This is a genomic window from Variovorax sp. H27-G14 (assembly GCF_046156345.1).
Lineage (GTDB): Bacteria > Pseudomonadota > Gammaproteobacteria > Burkholderiales > Burkholderiaceae_C > Variovorax.
This window is the reverse complement of the sequence record NZ_JAYLVN010000001.1, coordinates 1,100,636-1,117,746: the sequence shown is the minus strand read 5'-3', so window position 1 is coordinate 1,117,746 and position 17,111 is coordinate 1,100,636. Positions and strand designations below refer to the sequence as shown.

19 protein-coding genes are annotated in these 17,111 nt (G+C 66.1%); 10 read left to right on the top strand and 9 right to left on the bottom strand.

Going from position 1 to position 17,111, the window contains the following annotated elements; genetic code table 11:
* The first annotated feature begins 86 nt into the window (after positions 1-86).
* Entirely contained in the window at positions 87-1,103 is a 1,017-nt protein-coding gene (locus VLK31_RS05165; protein ID WP_409167284.1) for a Bug family tripartite tricarboxylate transporter substrate binding protein, read from the top strand.
* A gap of 307 nt (positions 1,104-1,410) precedes the next feature.
* On the opposite strand, the gene VLK31_RS05160 is transcribed toward VLK31_RS05165, so the two are convergent.
* From VLK31_RS05160 to VLK31_RS05150, 3 genes are all read right to left on the bottom strand, one after another.
* A complete protein-coding gene (locus tag VLK31_RS05160; RefSeq protein ID WP_409167283.1) occupies positions 1,411-2,241 on the bottom strand; it encodes a TorF family putative porin in 831 nt (276 codons plus the stop codon).
* A gap of 50 nt (positions 2,242-2,291) precedes the next feature.
* A complete protein-coding gene (locus VLK31_RS05155) occupies positions 2,292-3,239 on the bottom strand; it encodes a DMT family transporter (protein WP_409167282.1) in 948 nt (315 codons plus the stop codon).
* A gap of 97 nt (positions 3,240-3,336) precedes the next feature.
* Positions 3,337-4,104 (bottom strand): GntR family transcriptional regulator, encoded by a 768-nt coding sequence (locus VLK31_RS05150; RefSeq protein ID WP_409167281.1) that lies wholly within the window; start codon positions 4,102-4,104, stop codon positions 3,337-3,339.
* A gap of 179 nt (positions 4,105-4,283) precedes the next feature.
* Here VLK31_RS05150 and VLK31_RS05145 point away from each other — a divergent pair, with 179 nt between their 5' ends.
* The 6 genes from VLK31_RS05145 to VLK31_RS05120 are packed head-to-tail and all read left to right on the top strand — an operon-like array spanning position 4,284 to position 9,294.
* Positions 4,284-4,526 (top strand): DUF3311 domain-containing protein, encoded by a 243-nt coding sequence (locus tag VLK31_RS05145; RefSeq protein WP_409167280.1) that lies wholly within the window; start codon positions 4,284-4,286, stop codon positions 4,524-4,526.
* Complete coding sequence (locus VLK31_RS05140) at positions 4,523-5,998, top strand: sodium:solute symporter (protein WP_409167279.1); 1,476 nt, start codon at positions 4,523-4,525, stop codon at positions 5,996-5,998. The genes VLK31_RS05145 and VLK31_RS05140 overlap by 4 nt, the downstream gene beginning before the upstream one ends.
* A gap of 33 nt (positions 5,999-6,031) precedes the next feature.
* A complete protein-coding gene (locus VLK31_RS05135) occupies positions 6,032-7,276 on the top strand; it encodes an amidohydrolase family protein (RefSeq protein WP_409167278.1) in 1,245 nt (414 codons plus the stop codon).
* Positions 7,273-8,559, top strand: coding sequence for a cyanate transporter (locus tag VLK31_RS05130; RefSeq protein WP_409167277.1), 1,287 nt, complete (start codon positions 7,273-7,275; stop codon positions 8,557-8,559). Before VLK31_RS05135 ends, VLK31_RS05130 begins: the two co-directional genes overlap by 4 nt.
* A gap of 4 nt (positions 8,560-8,563) precedes the next feature.
* Positions 8,564-9,058 (top strand): nucleoside deaminase, encoded by a 495-nt coding sequence (locus VLK31_RS05125; RefSeq protein ID WP_409167276.1) that lies wholly within the window; start codon positions 8,564-8,566, stop codon positions 9,056-9,058.
* The gene (locus VLK31_RS05120) at positions 9,055-9,294 is read left to right on the top strand and encodes an NAD(+)--rifampin ADP-ribosyltransferase (protein WP_409167275.1); all 240 of its coding nucleotides are present in this window, start codon (positions 9,055-9,057) and stop codon (positions 9,292-9,294) included. Before VLK31_RS05125 ends, VLK31_RS05120 begins: the two co-directional genes overlap by 4 nt.
* A 70-nt stretch (positions 9,295-9,364) precedes the next feature.
* Here the strand turns inward: VLK31_RS05120 and VLK31_RS05115 are convergent, their stop codons facing one another.
* Positions 9,365-11,089, bottom strand: coding sequence for a tannase/feruloyl esterase family alpha/beta hydrolase (locus VLK31_RS05115; protein ID WP_409167274.1), 1,725 nt, complete (start codon positions 11,087-11,089; stop codon positions 9,365-9,367).
* A gap of 445 nt (positions 11,090-11,534) precedes the next feature.
* Between VLK31_RS05115 and VLK31_RS05110 the strand changes: the two genes are divergently transcribed.
* Entirely contained in the window at positions 11,535-11,792 is a 258-nt protein-coding gene (locus VLK31_RS05110) for a hypothetical protein (RefSeq protein ID WP_116910600.1), read from the top strand.
* Here VLK31_RS05110 and VLK31_RS05105 read toward each other — a convergent pair.
* The 3 genes from VLK31_RS05105 to VLK31_RS05095 form a co-directional block, all read right to left on the bottom strand.
* Positions 11,789-12,010, bottom strand: a complete 222-nt coding sequence (locus tag VLK31_RS05105; protein WP_409167273.1) for a tautomerase family protein — start codon at positions 12,008-12,010, stop codon at positions 11,789-11,791. The two genes, VLK31_RS05110 and VLK31_RS05105, sit on opposite strands and share 4 nt — an antisense overlap.
* 17 nt (positions 12,011-12,027) lie before the next feature.
* Positions 12,028-12,777: an SDR family NAD(P)-dependent oxidoreductase gene (locus tag VLK31_RS05100; RefSeq protein WP_409167272.1), complete on the bottom strand. Its 750-nt coding sequence runs from the start codon at positions 12,775-12,777 to the stop codon at positions 12,028-12,030.
* 124 nt (positions 12,778-12,901) lie between these two features.
* A complete protein-coding gene (locus VLK31_RS05095) occupies positions 12,902-13,915 on the bottom strand; it encodes a LysR family transcriptional regulator (RefSeq protein WP_409167271.1) in 1,014 nt (337 codons plus the stop codon).
* A gap of 104 nt (positions 13,916-14,019) precedes the next feature.
* Between VLK31_RS05095 and VLK31_RS05090 the strand changes: the two genes are divergently transcribed.
* Together VLK31_RS05090 and VLK31_RS05085 are read left to right on the top strand one after the other, a co-directional pair.
* On the top strand, positions 14,020-15,246 hold the full coding sequence (locus VLK31_RS05090) for a YbfB/YjiJ family MFS transporter (RefSeq protein ID WP_409167270.1): 1,227 nt from the start codon (positions 14,020-14,022) through the stop codon (positions 15,244-15,246).
* Between the two features lie 67 nt (positions 15,247-15,313).
* Positions 15,314-15,649 carry a hypothetical protein gene (locus VLK31_RS05085; protein ID WP_409167269.1) on the top strand — a complete coding sequence of 112 codons (336 nt, stop codon included), beginning with the start codon at positions 15,314-15,316 and terminating at the stop codon, positions 15,647-15,649.
* Positions 15,650-15,860: 211 nt separating this feature from the next.
* Here VLK31_RS05085 and VLK31_RS05080 read toward each other — a convergent pair whose 3' ends face one another.
* Both VLK31_RS05080 and dkgB read right to left on the bottom strand, forming a co-directional pair.
* On the bottom strand, positions 15,861-16,238 hold the full coding sequence (locus tag VLK31_RS05080; protein WP_409167268.1) for a MoaF-related domain-containing protein: 378 nt from the start codon (positions 16,236-16,238) through the stop codon (positions 15,861-15,863).
* A gap of 23 nt (positions 16,239-16,261) precedes the next feature.
* Positions 16,262-17,086, bottom strand: a complete 825-nt coding sequence (gene dkgB, locus VLK31_RS05075; protein ID WP_409167267.1) for a 2,5-didehydrogluconate reductase DkgB — start codon at positions 17,084-17,086, stop codon at positions 16,262-16,264.
* Positions 17,087-17,111 lie beyond the last annotated feature (25 nt).

Genomic DNA, 17,111 nt, shown 5'->3' with positions numbered 1-17,111 from the left:
AGCTCATATGGATTCGGGCATCAGCCGCGCGCCACAATTCGCGCTCGCCTGCATTGTTTGCCCTGAAGAAAGACTGAAAGGCTGTCATGGTCCATTCTCCCCTCTGCCGTTTTGTTGTCCGCCGTACCGCTCTCGGCGCCCTCGTTCTGGCCGCCGCATCGCTGGCCGCTCCCGCTGCTTTCGCGCAGCAAGACTGGCCCCAGCAGCCCGTGACATTGATCATGGGCTTTCCGGCCGGCTCGGGCGTCGACGTGGTCGCCCGCACCATCCAGGAGCCGCTGGCCAAGCAGCTGGGCCGCCCGGTCATCATCGATTACAAGTCCGGCGCCGCGGGCAACATCGCCAGCGACTACGTGGCCCACGCCAAGCCCGACGGCTACACGCTCGCTTTCGGCACTGCGGCCACGCACGGCAGCAATGCGGCGCTCTACAAGAAGTTGCCGTTCGACGTGGAGGCGGACTTCATTGCGGTGGCGCCGGTGCTGGATGTATCGAACGTGCTGACCATCAACCCCGACGTGATCAACGTCAAGACCTTGAAGGAATTCGTGGAGCTGGTCAAGGCCAACCCGGGCAAGTACAACTATGCGTCTACAGGCAATGGCGCGGGCACGCACATGGCGTTTGCGGAGTTCAATTCGCGCCTGGGTTTGACGATGGTGCATGTGCCGTACAAGGGCGGGCCGGAGGCGATCACGTCGGTGGTGCGCGGTGAGACGTGCTGCATCATGAATCAGGTGCAGACGGTGTTGCCGCACTACAAGGCGGGCAAGGTACGTTTGCTGGGGGTGACGACGGCCACGGCGGTGCCGGCGGTGAAAGAGGTGCCGACGATTGCATCGAGCGGGTTGCCGGGCACGAAGGGTTTCGACAGCTCGATCTGGTTCGGCATCTTCGCGCCCAAGGGCACGGACCCGCAGATCGTCGACAAGCTCAATGCCGCGGTGAAGGCGGTGTTGGAGACGCCGGAGATTCGTGAGCGTTTCGAGAGTCAGGGCAATACGGTGCGTATCGAGACGCCGGCACAGTTCAAGAAGACGGTGCATGAGAACCGCGTGAAGTGGGCCGAGGTTGCCAAGGCTGCGAATATCAGCATTGACTAGGCTTGTGTGGCCGTAGTGAATTCGGGGGCATTCAGGGCGCGTGCGAAGGCCACCGGGTGCTCCCCTCCGCGAATGTCCCCCGCTTCGCTCCTCCTTTATTTCGCTGCGGGGAGCACCCGATGCCCTTCGCACCAGTGCACGCCGCTGGTGTTCCGCTGATCAACCCCGGCTCTGAAAACGCTCACGTCGACGGGGTGCCTTGCGCAGCGAAATAAAGGAGGAGGCCGCAGGCCGGGGGACATTCGCGGAGCAAGGTACCCCGTCGGCGTGAGCGTCGCCCTGAACAGCAGCCCTGAACAACGAAGCGCTACAGCGTCTTCGTCAACGTAAGGATGAACCGGGCCTTGTTGGGCGAGTAGGTCTGCCGACCGAAGCTACCAAAGCCCAAGTCGACACCCGGATTGCTCACAGCAAGATAGGCACTCTGCTTGTTGGCACCCTGCACAGACCCCGCCAACGACAACCCATTGCCGAAGTCGTAAGACGCGCCCACGTTGTAGTCCACATAACTCTTGTAGCCCAGGCTGCGAATGTCGCTCGACATGTTCGTGTAACCCACCGCCGCCTTCAACGTGACCTTGGGACCAATCTCCTTGCTGTAGGCCAGGTTCAGATAGCCGGTATTCGTGCCCTTCAGCCCCGATCCCGCCTTGTTGCCCGCATAACCGAAATAGTCCTTCGACACCGTGTGCGAGTACTTCAGCGTGAACGAACCGATGGCCTCGCTCGTGTAACCCGCGCTGCCGTACAGCTCCGTCGTGTTGCCCGACGAATTGCCCGGGTACAGGTACGTGAGCGCGCCCACGTCCATGTCGAACGGACCTGCCTTGAACTTGTAGCCGCCGTAAAGGTCGCTCTCGATGCTGTTGCCCTTCAGCCAGTTGACGCTCGAATTCCAGTTGCCCACGTAGAAGCCGCTGTCGCCAAAGGCGTAGTCCAGGCCGCCCTGAATGGCGGGCTTGAAGGCGGAGGTCTTGGCATAGTCGTTCTTGCCCAGCATGTCCTGGTCCTGCCCACGAAACTTGTAGTTGCTGGTGAGCGCCACGTTGCCCGACAACTGCGCGCTCGCAACCATCGGAAGGGCTGCCAGAGTGGGGAGAACGAGCATCGGCAAGGCAATGCGAAGGAGGTGTTTCATCGAAGGAATTCGCTAACGGATGGAGAAGCCGGCAGCGTAGAAGCGAGCGTCTAAAAGCCGCGTAAAAATTGCAGGCCGCGGCGCAAAAGTTGTGACTGGGGCATCGTCATCGCAATGACGCCGGCCATCACGCACGCCAGCCCCATCCACGCCGTGGGCGCCAGCGCCTCGCCCAGAAACACCACGCCAATCGCCACGCCGATGGGCACGCGCAAGTAAGCCTGCGCGGCGGTCGACATCGGGCCCAGCGTCTTGATGAGGCGGAAGTAGATGGTGAAGGCCAACGCGGTCGACAGCACCGCGAGCGCCAGCACCGCCAGCATCGACGCCATGGACGGCGCGAGCGTCCACGGCCTGTCGATGGCCAGGCTCGCGGGCAGCAGCAGGGCCGCGCCGCTCAGCAGCGAGCCGGCCGCGGGCACCATCGGGTCCAGGCCCTTGAACACGCGACCGAACATCGCGGCGCACCCGTAGCACACGGCGGCAGCCACCAGGGCGAGCTGCGCGAGCAGCGAAGCCCCGAGCTCGTGCAGCGCCTCGAAGCCGACGATCAGGCAGATGCCCGCCAGCCCCGCGCCCACGCCGAACAGGCGGCGCAGCGTGGGCTTCTCGGCGCCCGCCAGGCGCAGACCCAGCAAAAAAATGAAGATCGGCGAGGTCGAGTTCAGGATGGTCGCCAGCCCGGCGCTCACGCTGCGCTCGGCCCACGCAATGAGCGTGAAAGGCAGCACGCTGTTCAGGCAGGCCTGCAGCAAGAAGCGCCGCCACATCGCCGGCTCCGTGGGCAGCCGCACGCCGCGCATGCGCAGCACCGCGAGCAACAGCAGGCCGGCAATGAAGGTGCGCGCCGCAATCAGCGTGACCGGCGGAAGGGTCTCCACGCCGATCTTGATGAAGGTGTACGAAGCGCCCCAGCAGGTGGCGAGCACCGCGAGCAGCACCCATTCGAAGACGAGAGCGCGGGAGTGGCCTGAAGCGGCGAGAGGGGTGTTGTGCATGGTTCGCCGATCTTCGCGAGACCGGCACACGGACACTTCGCTGGTGGGCGAAGTGTGGAAGTTTCGCCCGCGGGCGAAGTGTGAAAGCGGCACCGCCTCAGTGGCTGTGCCCGTGCCCCTGCGCCGCCGCAGCCGCCCCGCCATTCAGCAGCGTCGCCAAATCCACCTCCTGCTCCGCGGCCGCACCCGCAATCACGCGCTGCTCCAGCTCGTCGAGGTGTTCCAGCGCCACGGCCAGCGCCGCGCTCAGCGACTTCCCCGTCAGCGCTTCGATGATCTGCTCATGCTCGCGCGGCGCGCAGCTTGCGGCCTCGGCGGAGTCGTACAGGGCCTTGTAGAGCTCGGTGTGCGAAATCAGCCGCTGCAGGTAGGAGATGAGTTCGTCGCTGCCCGCCATTTGCGCCAGCAGCATGTGGAACTCGCCGGCCAGCCGTATCGCGTCTTCGCGGCGGCCTTCCTTGAACGCCTTCTGCTCCGCCTGCACGTGCTTGCGCAGCGCGGCCACCTGCTCGCGTTGCAGCCGGCCGAACAGCGTGCTCACCAGCCCGGCCTCCACGATGCGGCGCGCGCGGTAGGTGCCGCGCATGTCGTCGATCGACGGGTTGGGCACGAAGGCGCCGCGGTTGTGCTCCAGCACCAGGCGCTTTTCAGAACCCAGCCGCGACAGCACCTTGCGCACCGCGCCGCGCGTGCAGCCCAGCGCCTCGGCCAGCGCGCGCTCGCGCAGCGGCGTGCCAGGGCGCAGCTTGCCGCTCAGCAGGGCCTTGGAGACGGCCGCGTACACGCGCTCGTCGACGTTCGCGTCGTCGTCGGTGGGTTCGGGTGCGGTGGCTGGGGCAGGGGGTTTGCGTGCGGTGGAAGGCATGGGCTTGGCAATGAGCGTGGGGATTATTGCCCGCGCCCCGCCGCCTCCGGGAAATCCCCCGGATTGACTCGGCCCCTCTCGCTCCGTACCATTCGCCCCGTTTGGTTAACCAAAATAAATAAGCATGGTTAACCAAAATAAGATCTGAATTTCAACCAAAGCAGGAATCGAGGCTCCCCATGAAATCCGCCAGATGGCTGGCCGCGTTGCCGGTCGCCGCTTTCTTCAGCGGGGGATGGCTGTCGTCCGTCGCGCCCACGTTCGTGCTGGGCATGCCTTTTCTGATGGTGTGGAACGTCAGCTGGCTGGTGCTGACCTCGCTGATCATGGTGGTCATCGACCGCGCCGAAGGCGACCTCGATGCAGCCGACGCAGCTGAAGCCGCCAACGCAGCCAATGCAGCAAAAGGAGCCGCGCGATGAACGCCGCACTCGGCGTGATCTTGCTGTTCGTCATCGGCGCGCTGGGCCTGGCGGTGCTCGCGCGGCGCGGGCGCACCATGAGCCTGGAGCAATGGGCACTGGGCGGGCGCGGGCTGGGCGCGCTCATGGTGTTCCTGCTGATGGCGGGGGAGTCGTTTTCCACCTTCACGTTTCTGGGCGCCAGCGGCTGGTCTTACAGCAAGGGCACGCCGGCCTTCTACATCCTGGCCTACGGCGGGCTGGCCTATCTCATGGCCTTCTGGATGCTGCCGGCCATCTGGCGCTACGCCACCAGGCACAAGCTGGTGTCGTTCTCCGACTTCTTCGCCCACAAGTACGACAGCCGCCCGCTCGGCGTGCTGGTGTCGGTGGTGGCGCTCATGGGCATGGTGGCGCTGCTCACCATTCAGTTGCGCGGCCTGGGCATCATCGTGTCGGAGGCGTCGTACGGCACCATCGCGCCGCAGGTGGCCATCTGGATCGGCACCGTGCTGATGGTCAGCTACATCCTGTTCTCGGGCATTCACGGCTCGGCCAGCATCGCCATTGTGAAAGACGTGCTCATCCTGGCGCTGGCCGTGTTCCTGGGCATCTACCTGCCGTGGCACTACTACGGCGGCGTCACGCCCATGTTCACCGCCATCCACGCGGCCAACCCCACCTTCTTCGAGTTCCCGAAAGAGGGCCTGAACCTCACCTGGTACAACTCGACCATTCTGCTCACCGCGCTGGGCTACTACCTGTACCCGTTCAACCTGACGTCGGTGTATGCCGCCAAGAGCGCGAGCGCGGTGCGGCGCAACACCATCCTGATGCCGCTGTACCAGGTGGTCATCGCCTTTCTGTTTCTGGTGGGCTTCGCGGCCATCCTGCAGGTGCCGGGCCTGAAGGGCGCGGAGGTCGACTTGGCGCTGTTCGGCCTGGTGAAGCACACCTTCGACCCATGGTTCGTGGGCGTCATCGGCGGCACGGGCGTGCTCACCGCGCTGGTGCCGGGCTCGATGATCTTGCTCACCGCCTCCACCGTGATCGGCAAGAACGTCTACAAGGAAGGCTTTGCCCACCACGCCACCGACAAGCAGGTGTCGCGCGTGGCGCGCGGCGTGCTGCCGGTGTTTGCGCTGGTGGCGGTGTACTTTGTGCTGCGCGGCGGCAGCACCATTGTGTCGGTGGCCATCTTTGCGTCGAGCCTGCTCACGCAGTTGCTGCCCTCGCTGCTGTTCAGCCTCATGAAGAAGCCCTTCGGCAACAAGCATGCGGCCTTCGCGGGCATTCTGGCGGGCGGCGCGGTGCTGGGTTTCATGATGACCACGGGCTCGAACCTGGGTACGCTGTTTCCCGCGGCGCCGGTGGTGTTCAAGTCGCTCAACACCGGGCTGGTGGCGCTGGCGACCAATGCGCTGGTGTTCGTGGCGGTGGCGCTGTTCACGCCGCGCATCGTGCCGCGCAACCTGGCAGCACAGCCTGCCTGAGACCTGCTCGATGTATTCAAAGAACGGAACCCCATGTCCTCATCGCTCCTGATCCGCAACGTGCGCCCCATGGGCGGCGCCACCACCGACGTGCGCGTGCAGGACGGCCGCATCGCCGAGCTGGGCACCGCGCTGCCCGCCCCGCCCGGCGCACTCGTCGAAGACGGGCAGGGCGCCTTGCTGCTGCCCGGCCTGGTCGAAGGCCACACCCACCTCGACAAGACGATGTGGGGCATGGACTGGTACTGCAACGAGGTCGGCAGCAACCTTACCGACAAGATCGACAACGAGCGCGCCTTTCGCCACGCCAGCGGGCACGACGCCGCGGCGCAGTCGCTGGTGCTGGCCAAGGCCTTTCTCGCGCTGGGCACCACGCGCCTGCGCACGCATGTCGACGTCGACACCCAGGCCGGGCTGCGCCACCTCGAAGGCACGCTGCGCACGCGCGAAGCCTTGCGCGAGGTGCAGCAGATTCAGATCGTCGCGTTCCCGCAGTCGGGCCTGCTGGGCCGCGCCGGCACGGCCGAGCTGCTCGACCAATCTCTGGCGATGGGCGCCGACGTGCTCGGCGGCCTCGACCCCTGCGCCATCGACGGCGACCCGGTGAAGTCGCTCGACGTGCTCTTCGCCATTGCGCACAAGCACCAGCGCCCGCTCGACATTCACCTGCACGAGCCCGGCGCGATGGGCGCGTTTTCGCTCGACCTCATCCTGCAGCGCACCGAGGCGCTGGGCATGCAGGGCAAGGTGGCGATCAGCCATGGCTTCTGTCTCGGAGATGTGGGTGCGGGTGTTACCGAACGCGAACGCGAAGCCCTGCTCGCACGCATGGCCAAACTGGGCGTGGTGCTCATCACCAGCGCGCCCCCTTCGCGCAGCGTGCCGCCGCTCATGGCCTGCCGGCAAGCGGGCGTGACCGTGCTGGGCGGCAACGACGGCATTCGCGACACCTGGTCGCCCTACGGCAACCCCGACATGCTGGAGCGCGCCATGCTCATCGGCATGCGCTACAACCTGCGCCGCGACGACGAAATTGCCGTGGCGCTGGACACTGTCACCCACTCCGGCGCACGCGGCTGCGGCTTCGAGGCCTATGGCCTGGTTCCCGGCAACCGCGCCGACCTGGTGCTGCTGAACGCGCAGACCGTGGCGCAGGCCGTGGTGTCGCGCCCGGTGCGGCAACTGGTGGTGTCGGGCGGGCGCATCGTGGCGCGCAACGGCGTGCTAGAGGCCGATGTGGCCGATGTGGCCGACGTGGCCGACGTGGCCGCCTTGTGACGCTGGCGCAGCCGCGCCCGCACCGCGACGCGGGCATGGCCTTTGCGGTCGTCATCGTGCTGGTGGCGCTGAACCTGCGCGCCTTTCTCACGTCGAGCAGCCCGCTGCTGGCGGCCATCCGGCAGGCCACGGGCATCGGCTTTCATGCAGTGGCCTTGCTCACCGTGCTGCCGATGTTTGCGATGGGCGCGCTGTCGCTGTTCGGCGCCGCCATCGGCCAGCGCATCGGTGCGCGCGCCGGCATCGCCTGCGGCCTGGCAGCCATCGCCGTCGCGTGCGCCAGCCGCTACGTGGCGGGTGGCGCGGCGGCCTTGCTGTGGAGCGCCGCGCTCGCGGGTGCGGGCGTAGGCCTGGTGCAGGCGCTGATGTCCGGCGTGGTGAAGCAGGCGTACCCCACGCGCATCGGCGTGATGACGGGGCTGTACTCGGCCGCCATCATGGGCGGCGGCGGCCTGGGCGCCATGGCCAGCCCGTGGGTGGCGCATGCGCTCGGCGGCGCGCAGCCCGACTGGCACGCGGGCCTGGCCATCTGGTCGCTGCTGGCCACCTTCGCGCTGCTCTACTGGCTGAACATGCGGCGCATGACATTCACCGCGGATGCACCGCGCCAGAACCTCTCATGGCGGCGCTGCTTCGGCAACCGCCGCGCATGGTTGCTGGCCGCGTGCTTCGGCCTCATCAACGGCGGCTACACCAGCCTGGTCGCGTGGCTGCCGCACTTCTATGCGCAGCAGGGCTGGAGCGCGCAGCAGGGCGGCTCGATGCTCGCGCTGATGACGCTGGCGCAGGTGGTGGCCGCGCTGGCCATGCCCGCGCTCGCGCGCAGCCGGGGGCGCGACATGCGGCCCTGGCTGGTGCTCACGCTGCTGGCGCAACTCGCGGGCTTCGGCACGCTGACCTTCGCGCTGCCGGTGCCGGCCGTGGCCACGGCCATCGTGCTGGGCTTCGGCCTGGGCGGTGCCTTTGCGCTGTGCATGGTGCTGGCGCTCGACCACCTGAGCGACCCCGCCCAGGCCGGCGCGCTGGCCGGCTTCATGCAAGGCGTGGGCTTCATGATTGCGGCGCTGGCGCCCTTCGTCACCGGCTGGGTGCGCGAGCACACTGGCGGCTTCACGCTCGCGTGGGCCTACCTGGCGGCGGTGGTCGTGGTGCTGCTGCCGCTGATGCTGTGCTTCGACCCGAAGCGCTATGGCAAGGCGATGGCGGGTCTGTTCGCAGCACCGACGACCGTGCCTCGCGCCGCGCAACCTCACGTCATGCCCGACACCGCAAGAAAGGCCTGACCCCATGTACCGACAAGAATTCATGCAACGTGCGCTGGCCCTTTCGGCGCAAGCGCTGCACACGCCCGGCACCGAGCCCTTTGGCGCCGTCGTCGTGAAAGACGGCGTAGTCGTCGGCGAAGGTTTCAACCACTCCGTCGCGCATTCGGACCCGACGTCGCATGGCGAGGTCGAAGCCATTCGCGACGCGTGCCGCAAGCTGGGCACTGTGAGCCTCGCGGGCTGCGAGCTATACACGTCGTGCGAGCCCTGCGCCATGTGCGTGGCGGCCATGCACATTGCGGGCATTGCGAAGCTGTACTACGCGGCGACGCTTGCGCAATCGGGTGAGGCTTTCAGCGGTGTGAGTGTGGTGGCGCGCCACCCTATCGATGTGGAAGTGCTGCGCATCGAGGCCGGTGCCACGCTGGCGCAGCGCAGCCTGCCGGCCGAACAGAAGATGGACCGCGAGGCGGTGGGGATATTGACGGACTGGGCCGCCACGCGACGCGCGGGTTGAGCCTTGCGCCCGCTGCGCAACGTCATTGCACCTGCGTCGACGCACCATTGGGTTCCCAAGCGGAGCCTTCCCTCGTCACGGACAAGAAGTTTCCGGGCAATCCCACACGCTCGTACCGCAGCCTGGAGCCGCTTCGAGTCATCGGCGAACTGGAGACCTGGGAACTGTTCGATGTGGCGTACATAGTGCAGCTCAAAGAGCGCGTGCGCGCAGGCATGGGACCGATCATCAATTGATTCCCGCTTGCCGCGCCATGCTGGGCAGCATCCGGCAACCGACCCCTGATTACGTGCAGGGCACAACGAGTCAGGGCAACGACGCAACACAACGATAGCTTTCAGCCTTCGTCACATCGCCTGACGCGTACGCCGGGTAGTTCGGGTAGCGGCACATGGGGCGCGACGCAAGAGTGCCGAAGGGGGGTGCAGGCGAGTTGCGCACCTGCACGAGTGCATCGGCTGGCGCGCCGCCACTTGTCACCCATTTGTCCAGCGTCGTGAGCAAATCGTGATTGGTGGGAATTTCTTCACCTGTCTTGAGGCTTGCCGCCGTGCCACCGTGATTCGACGCGGGTGACACGTAGAGGCGCACAAACTCGTCGACGACCGGCTGCGTCAGCTTGTCGACAACGCTCTGGTAGTACTGGATGCCAGCCACCGGGCTTTGCGCCCAGTCGCCAGAGTTTTCGCGAATGACAAGCTTGCCGCCCCGCGCGCGGAAGGCCGCAAGATCAGGGTTGGTCGAGTCCATCAGCGCCGACACCTCCTGAATGCGCGCCTGAAAGTTCAAAGCGCTCCATGTGCGGATGTCGAAGGCGGCGTTCTTCGCGATCACATAACGGGCGTAGCTGCTGCCGTAGATCACACCGCGCGCGTCTGCCGCAGTCGGTGGCAGGTTGGGAACAAGGCCCGTCGTCACCCAGCGATTCACGCCTTCACCCCCCAGTTGAATCTCTCCGCCGTACAGGCGGCCTGGGTAGGCAGTGAGACCGTTGGCAAGCGGGAAAGGCAGCACTGTCGGCCCGTACGACGCCTTGAGCACGGCGAGTTGCGCGTCGGACAGGCAAGTGTCCCCCGTGTCGCTGCCTCCAGCGCAGCGCAGGCTCTGCAGGTTGATACGAGACGGACAAGCGAGATAGTTGCTCACCACGCCATCTGCGCTGTTGTCCAGCGCGTCGCATGTGGTGTTCACATAGTTGGCGAGCACGCGCACCTTGTTGGCGTTGATTGCGCCGCCCGAGAACTGCGGCAACTGGTAGTTGACGAAGCCATTGAAGAGCCCCGTCCAGTTGATCACTGGCACGACGGACACGATGCCGTCGAAATCTTGCGGGTAGCGCTGCGCCATGACGAGGCCTTCGCGCCCGCCCTCGGACCCGCCATAGAAATACTGTTTGCGCGGCGTGCGCAGGTAGTACTGCTGCATCAACACGTGCGCGACGTCCTTGACCTTCTTGTATGACTGATGCGCGAAGTTAAGGAACATCTCGTCGTTCAACGCAAACTTGGCGGGATCGGTAGCGCCGTAGCTCGTGCCGTCGTGGCCAGAGTCGGTGCCGAAGGTCGCGAAACCTTGAGTGATTGGTTGCGCTTGACCGGGCGCCGCGTCACGAAGCGCGGCGACGGCATCGACGACCGTGCCGTTGAAACCGCCGCCACCCACCATGACGGCCTTTTCGTTCCACGTGGTCGGCAGATTGAGTTGAAAGCGTATCGGATCGGCACCCGCCGCAAGGGGCGCAATCGAGCCCTGCACCCTGCAATATTCGGCGAAAGCCGGCGCGGTAGTGACGGCGGGTACGAGCACGGCCGACGACACAGTGGCTCTGCCGCTCGTCAGCCCGATCTGCCCCGACGAGACCGTTTTGCCGGCCATGCCGGCGCAAGCCCGGGCGAGCGAGGTCTTGTCCGGTACCGCCAGGGTTGCGGGCTTGCCGACCCAGCCGCCTGCGCCGCATGCAGCAAGCAGCGTCGAGCAGGCGACAAGGCCAGCTGCGCCGATCCAGCGGCTTGAATGGTTTTCTCTCGTCATACGTATCTCGGGTTGGGCTTCAGGGGGGAGGGCCCGATTAGGGCGGGCGTTGCTTCTCAAAACATGCAATTTAGTGCTTCATTTCAACTCTGCACCTGGATGCATGAAGTACTTTGCCTGCGCCTTGCAGAGACTTCTTTGGGGTAATCCCGCCGATAGGGAATACGCCGTGCACTGGGACGCGCCGTGATGACGGGTCTAACGCTGAGAAACGACAGCTCATCGCCTTGTCGCTGGCGCAATATATTGCGTGCGTGTCAAAGCGGAGCCAATGCAGCCACCATCGGGCTCACCTTCGCATGCGCTTTCGTCCCTCGCAGCGCGCCGGCGCGAGTCGTCGCACCTGTAGTGTTTGTCGCCAAGCCATGCGCGGCAACGGCTGACACGGCGGCCCTGCAAGCGGTGCAACCATCAAGGCTGATTTCAACAATTGGAGGACCGCTCAATGAACAAAGCCCTGATCGCCATCGCCACGTCGCTCACCCTGCTCGCGGCAGGCACCGCCAGCGCCCAGATCGGCAAGGCTGCCTCCGAGGCAACCGACGCCGCGCAGCACAAGATCGACGAGAAGCAGGCCGACAGCAAGGCCAAGAAGAGCGGCCCCGTGGGCAAGGCCGTGAACAACGTCAAGTCGGGCTACCACAAGAACCGCTCGAAGGCGTCGGCTGACAAGGCCAAGCAGTCGCTGAAGAACGCAGGCTAAGCCAGCGACTTGGAGGCGGCCTCGCGCGCCCGCGCCGTCGTCGTCGTCTCCCCACCGACACCCCAGTTGTCGGTGTCCACCTCATCGATCACCACATGCGTGAGCCCAGGCTTCTTGCCCAGCACGCGCTGCAGCGTGTCGGTGATCTCCGCGATGACGGTGGCTTTTTGTTCGCGCGTGACGCCGTCGCGCGTGATGCGTACGTTGACGTAAGGCATGTCCGCTCCCGTTCGCGTCAGAAGTTGCCAGCCGCAGCCGCGCCGTCCACCGGCAGCACCACGCCGCTGGTAAACCCCGCGCCCACCAGGTAGATCACCGCATCGGCCACTTCGTCGACCGTGCCCAGTCGCCCGGTCGGTTGCAGCGTCTTCAAAAAGCCGTGAGATTCGGGCGAATGCATCGGGCTGTCGATGATGCCGGGCGCCACCGCGTTCACACGCACCCCAAGCGGCGCCAGCTCCAGCGCCAGTGCCCGCGTGGCCGCATTGAGCCCGCCCTTCAACAATACCGCCATGAACGCCGGCACATTGCTGCGCGGCTGCAGCGCGATCGATGCGGTGATGTTCACGATGGCCCCTGCACCGCGCCCGATCATGTGGCGCGCCGCAGCCTGCGACGCGAAGATGGTGCCCTTCACGTTGGTGGCAATCTGCTGCTCGATTTCTTCAGGCGTGAACTCGATGAATGGCTTGGGCAAGAAGATGCCCGCGTTGTTGACCAGCGCATCGACGCCGCCAAAGCGCGACACGGCCTGCTCGACCAGCGCCTGCGCAACGCGCGGGTCGGCAATGTCGCCTGCCACGCCTGCAAAACGGTCGCCGGCGCCGAACTGGGTGGCGGCTTCTTTCAGGCGTGCGTCGCTGCGCGCGTTGCCGACCACGTTCCAGCCTTGCGCAAGAAAGCGCCGTGCGATGGCAAGGCCGATGCCGCTGCTGGCACCGGTGACGATGGCGGTCTTGCCGCTGGGGAGGGTCTGCTCGGTCATGGTGATTTCCTTCGGGTTGAGCGGGCCGCAACATGCAGCGCCGTCGTGGAAGGAAGTGTGGATTCCGACGACAAAAGAGTGAATAGCCGCGAACAGGCGAACACTCTTCCTCGGCGCGAGCGAATCAGCGGCGCGAGGCCTTCGGTTTGGGCTTGGGCTTGGCTACCGTCTTGGCTACCGACTTGGTTTTGGCGCTGCCCTTGGCCTTGGGCGCACAAGCCTCCGACCAAGCCGCAAAGCCCGCGTGCAACCTTGGCAACGCGAAGTCGACAAACGCCCGCACCTTCGGCACCGACAGCCGCCCGTGCGGCGACACCAGGTGCGCGGGCAGTGGCGCGGCCTCGTCGCTCGCCAGAATGATGCGCAGCCGCCCGTCGGCCACCTCGTCGGCCACGTGGTACGAGAAAGATCGCAGCACGCCGCGCCCGTCGACCGCCGACGCAATGGCCGCGCGCAGGCTGTTCACCACGAAGCGCGGGGTGAACTGCACGGTGCGCGGCATCGCCGATGCACCCGACCCCACCTCCGGCGGAAAGCTCCACGAGTCGATGCCGAAGTGCGTCATCGCCACCACCTGGTGCTGCGCAATGTCCGCCGGCTGCACGATGCGCGGGTGCCGCGCCAGGTAGCGCGGCGACGCCGTCACCACGCGGCGCACCTCGCCCACCGGCAGCGCCACCAGCGTGGAGTCGGGCAGGTGCGCAATGCGCAGCGCCACGTCGATGCCTTCGTCGATCAGGTTGGCAGGCCGGTCGAGCAGGTGCAGGCGCACCGACACGGTGGGGTGCGCGTTCATGAACTCGTCGAGGATGGGCCTCAGCAGGCTCTCGCCCACGGCCACCGCCGCGGTCACCGTGAGCCGGCCGCGCGGCGCGGAGCGCTCGCCGGCCGCGGCAATGTCGGCTTCTTCCAGGTCGGTGAGGATGCGCCGGCACGCCACCACATAGCGCTCCCCGGCATCGCTCAGGCGAATGGAGCGCGTGGTGCGGTGCAACAGCTCCGCGCCCACATGCGCTTCAAGAAACGCGATGGCGCGGCTCACGGCGGCGGGCGACTTGCCCAGCTTGCGGCCCGCGCCGGCCAGGCTGCCTTCGTCCAGGGCCGCCACAAAAACCTTCATGGCATCGATGCGGTCCACGATTGATTCTTCCTTGTTGCGAAATACTGAATGCCCAAGCATAGGGATTCACTCGCGCAGCGGCAATCCGTAGCATCGTTTCTTTGAACGGTTGGAGAGCTCGAATGCACGCGACCTCATGCGTTGCCGCCAACAAGGCGGCTGTTTCTCACCGCGCCGCGCCGCCCTGGCGCGCCGTGTTCGCGGGGCTGTGCGCCACGCTGGTCGGCATTGGCCTGGCGCGCTTTGCGTACACGCCCCTGCTGCCGGCGCTCATCGATGCGCACTGGTTCAGCGCCTCCGCCGCCACCTACCTGGGCGCGGCCAACCTGGTGGGCTATCTGGCGGGTGCCTTGCTGGGCGGGCCGCTGTCGGCGCGCTGGCCGGTGCGCGCGCTGCTGCGTGGGCTGATGCTGGCCACGGCCATATCACTGCTCGCCTGCGCATGGCCGGTCGACTTTGCGTGGTTCTTCGGCTGGCGCGTGGTCTCCGGCGTGGCCGGTGGCGCGCTCATGGTGCTGGCCGCGCCCACCGTGCTGGCGCATGTGACGCCGCAGCAGCGCGGGCTGGTCAGCGGAATGATCTTTGCCGGCATTGGCCTGGGCATTGCCGCGTCGGGCACGCTGGTGCCTTTGCTGCTGCGCCAGGGCGTGGGTGCCGCGTGGGTGGGGCTGGCGGTGGTGTCGCTGCTGCTCACCGCACTGGCGTGGAACGGCTGGCCCAGTGCCGCACCGGTGCATGCCGCGGGCAACGCACACGCTGCCGCAGCGCGGCCCGTGGCCAAGGGCGCATTGCGCGCGCTCACCGTGTCGTACGCATTGAACGCGGTGGGGTTGGTGCCGCACATGATCTTTCTGGTGGTGTTCGTTGCCAATGGGCTGGGGCAGGGGCTGGCTGTGGGCGCGCAGTACTGGGTGGTGTTCGGCCTGGGTGCCATCGTGGGGCCGGTGTTGAGCGGCTACATGGCCGACCGCCTGGGCTTCGGCACCGCGCTGCGCATTGCCTTCGGCGTGCAGGCGCTGGCGTTGGCGCTGCCGGCGCTCGGGGTCATCGGGCATGGCGGGCTCATCGTGTCGAGCGTGGTGATCGGTGCGTTCACGCCCGGCATCGTGCCGCTGGTGCTGGGCCGCGTGCAGGAGCTGCTGGCGCACCACCCGTCGTTGCAGAAGGCCGCATGGAGCCGGGCCACCACAGGCTTTGCGGTGTTCCAGGCCAGCGCGGCTTACGGCATGTCTTGGCTGCTGGGGCACTCGGGCGGGCACTACGCCTTGCTGTTTGCGGTGGGCGGCGTGGCGCTGGTGCTGGCGCTGCTTACAGACCTTGTTGCTGGAAGGCTGCACCGCGTGCAGTGATTTTTGGGGCGGCACTTAAACTGCCGCGATGCAAAGCCCAGGGGAAGTTCAACGCAGCCTGCAGCCCGTGATCGAGCTTCGACACGAAGCCACGGGCTATGGGTATTCCGTTCGGGCGCCGCGCTCCAAGGGCGTGATTCCCCCTTGCTCCTACCACGCAGGCGGCTTCGAAACGCTGGCCGACGGCCTCAGCGACGTGGCCCAGGCCCTGGGCGGCGACTTCAGCCGCATCTACGTGCGCCTCGACGGCTACTGCGTGGGTGAACGCGACGTGAACGAACTGCGCCACGCACCGCACGACGTGGCCGTTGCGCTGCAGGCCGCATGCGATGCCAAGCGACTGCTGCCGCAGCAACCCTCCAGCATTCCGCTGGAGCTGCAAGACGAACTCACCGCCGAGTGAGTCACGCGACGTAACGTCTCCGCAGATATGTTGGATCGGTAACGGCCGGCGCGAAGGAAGCGGCCGGCCTGCACCCCTGCGACACCGCGGGACTTCAAACTGACATGCGCAACTGTCCTACTCCTGCATTGCGCTTTTGCGGGTTCACGTGTTTTGCACCGAGCAGAACAAAGAGCCATGTCCACCTATGAATGCGCCTGCAATGCGCCGTTCATAACAGCGCCCCTTGCACTTCACGCAAGGTGCCGGCCATGCAAACGAAGTCGAGCTGGGCGGTGGTGTAGTACGAGCACGAATGGCCGTTGTCGAAGTGATCGACGTGCACCACCGTGCCCTTGTCGGCCTCTTGCCAGGAGATGGCGTAGAGCCCGGCGCCCAGCGCCTCGGCCTGGTAGCGCACCTCGGCCGTCGCGCCCTTGAAGGGGCCGGCGGTGACGCGATAGCGCATCGTTTGGCCGTCGGGCGCGTAGATGTTCAGCGCGGTCATCTTGTCGCCGTAGTGCACTTCGAATGTGCGGCCCACGAATGGCAATGCAGGCGCGGGCGAAGCTGTTGCAGGCAGGGCCGATGCAGTCACGGCGGTAGCCATGTCGTTCTCCATGGCCATGCCGCTCAGTCCCAGGCCGGCGACAGGCCGGCCGGGTCGGTCAGGCGCTCGTTGCGCTCCAGCGCGGCCATCTGCGCCATGTCGGCGTCCGTCAGCTTGAGCTGCTGCGCCTTCAGGTTGCCTTCGAGGTTCGCGCGCTTCGTGGACGACGGAATCACCGCATAGCCCAGCTGCATCGCCCACGCCAGCACCACCTGCGCCGTGGTCGCGCCGTGCGCCTTGGCAATGGCCTCGATCACCGGGTCGGCAATGACCTTGCCGTACGCCAGCGTCATGTAAGACGTGATGCGAATGCCCTGGCTCTTCGCAAACTCCGCCACCTTGCGGTTCTGCAGGTACGGGTGCAGCTCGACCTGGTTGGTGGCGATGTTCTGCGCGCCCACCGCCGCAATGGCTTCCTTCATGAGCGCGATGTTGAAGTTGGACACGCCAATGTGCTTGGTGAGCCCCTGCGCCTTGGCCTCGGCCAGCGCGCCCATGAACTCCGCCACCGGCACCGCGTTGCCGGGCGAGGGCCAATGGATGAGCGTGAGGTCCACATGGTCGGTGCGCAGCTTGGCCAGGCTTTCTTTCAGGCTGGGCACCAGCTTGTCTTTGGCGTAGTTGTCCGTCCAGATCTTGGTGGTGATGAACAGGTCTTTGCGGGCCACGCCGCTTTCTGCAATGGCCTGGCCCACCTCGGCCTCGTTGCCGTAGATCTGCGCCGTGTCGATCACGCGGTAGCCCACGGCCAGCGCGTTCTTCACCGAGTCGATGACCACCTGGCCCTTCAGGCGAAAGGTGCCGAGGCCGAAGGCGGGAATGGGGCTGCTGGTGTTGTTCGTGTTCATGGTGTTGTCCTTGTGCGTTGAAAGA

Coding starts and splice junctions, on each gene's coding strand:
- VLK31_RS05165 (WP_409167284.1), top strand. CDS start 87: ATGGTCCATTCTCCCCTCTGCCGTTTTGTTGTCCGCCGTACCGCTCTC.
- VLK31_RS05160 (WP_409167283.1), bottom strand. CDS start 2,241: ATGAAACACCTCCTTCGCATTGCCTTGCCGATGCTCGTTCTCCCCACT.
- VLK31_RS05155 (WP_409167282.1), bottom strand. CDS start 3,239: ATGCACAACACCCCTCTCGCCGCTTCAGGCCACTCCCGCGCTCTCGTC.
- VLK31_RS05150 (WP_409167281.1), bottom strand. CDS start 4,104: ATGCCTTCCACCGCACGCAAACCCCCTGCCCCAGCCACCGCACCCGAA.
- VLK31_RS05145 (WP_409167280.1), top strand. CDS start 4,284: ATGAAATCCGCCAGATGGCTGGCCGCGTTGCCGGTCGCCGCTTTCTTC.
- VLK31_RS05140 (WP_409167279.1), top strand. CDS start 4,523: ATGAACGCCGCACTCGGCGTGATCTTGCTGTTCGTCATCGGCGCGCTG.
- VLK31_RS05135 (WP_409167278.1), top strand. CDS start 6,032: ATGTCCTCATCGCTCCTGATCCGCAACGTGCGCCCCATGGGCGGCGCC.
- VLK31_RS05125 (WP_409167276.1), top strand. CDS start 8,564: ATGTACCGACAAGAATTCATGCAACGTGCGCTGGCCCTTTCGGCGCAA.
- VLK31_RS05115 (WP_409167274.1), bottom strand. CDS start 11,089: ATGACGAGAGAAAACCATTCAAGCCGCTGGATCGGCGCAGCTGGCCTT.
- VLK31_RS05110 (WP_116910600.1), top strand. CDS start 11,535: ATGAACAAAGCCCTGATCGCCATCGCCACGTCGCTCACCCTGCTCGCG.
- VLK31_RS05105 (WP_409167273.1), bottom strand. CDS start 12,010: ATGCCTTACGTCAACGTACGCATCACGCGCGACGGCGTCACGCGCGAA.
- VLK31_RS05100 (WP_409167272.1), bottom strand. CDS start 12,777: ATGACCGAGCAGACCCTCCCCAGCGGCAAGACCGCCATCGTCACCGGT.
- VLK31_RS05090 (WP_409167270.1), top strand. CDS start 14,020: ATGCACGCGACCTCATGCGTTGCCGCCAACAAGGCGGCTGTTTCTCAC.
- VLK31_RS05080 (WP_409167268.1), bottom strand. CDS start 16,238: ATGGCTACCGCCGTGACTGCATCGGCCCTGCCTGCAACAGCTTCGCCC.
- dkgB (WP_409167267.1), bottom strand. CDS start 17,086: ATGAACACGAACAACACCAGCAGCCCCATTCCCGCCTTCGGCCTCGGC.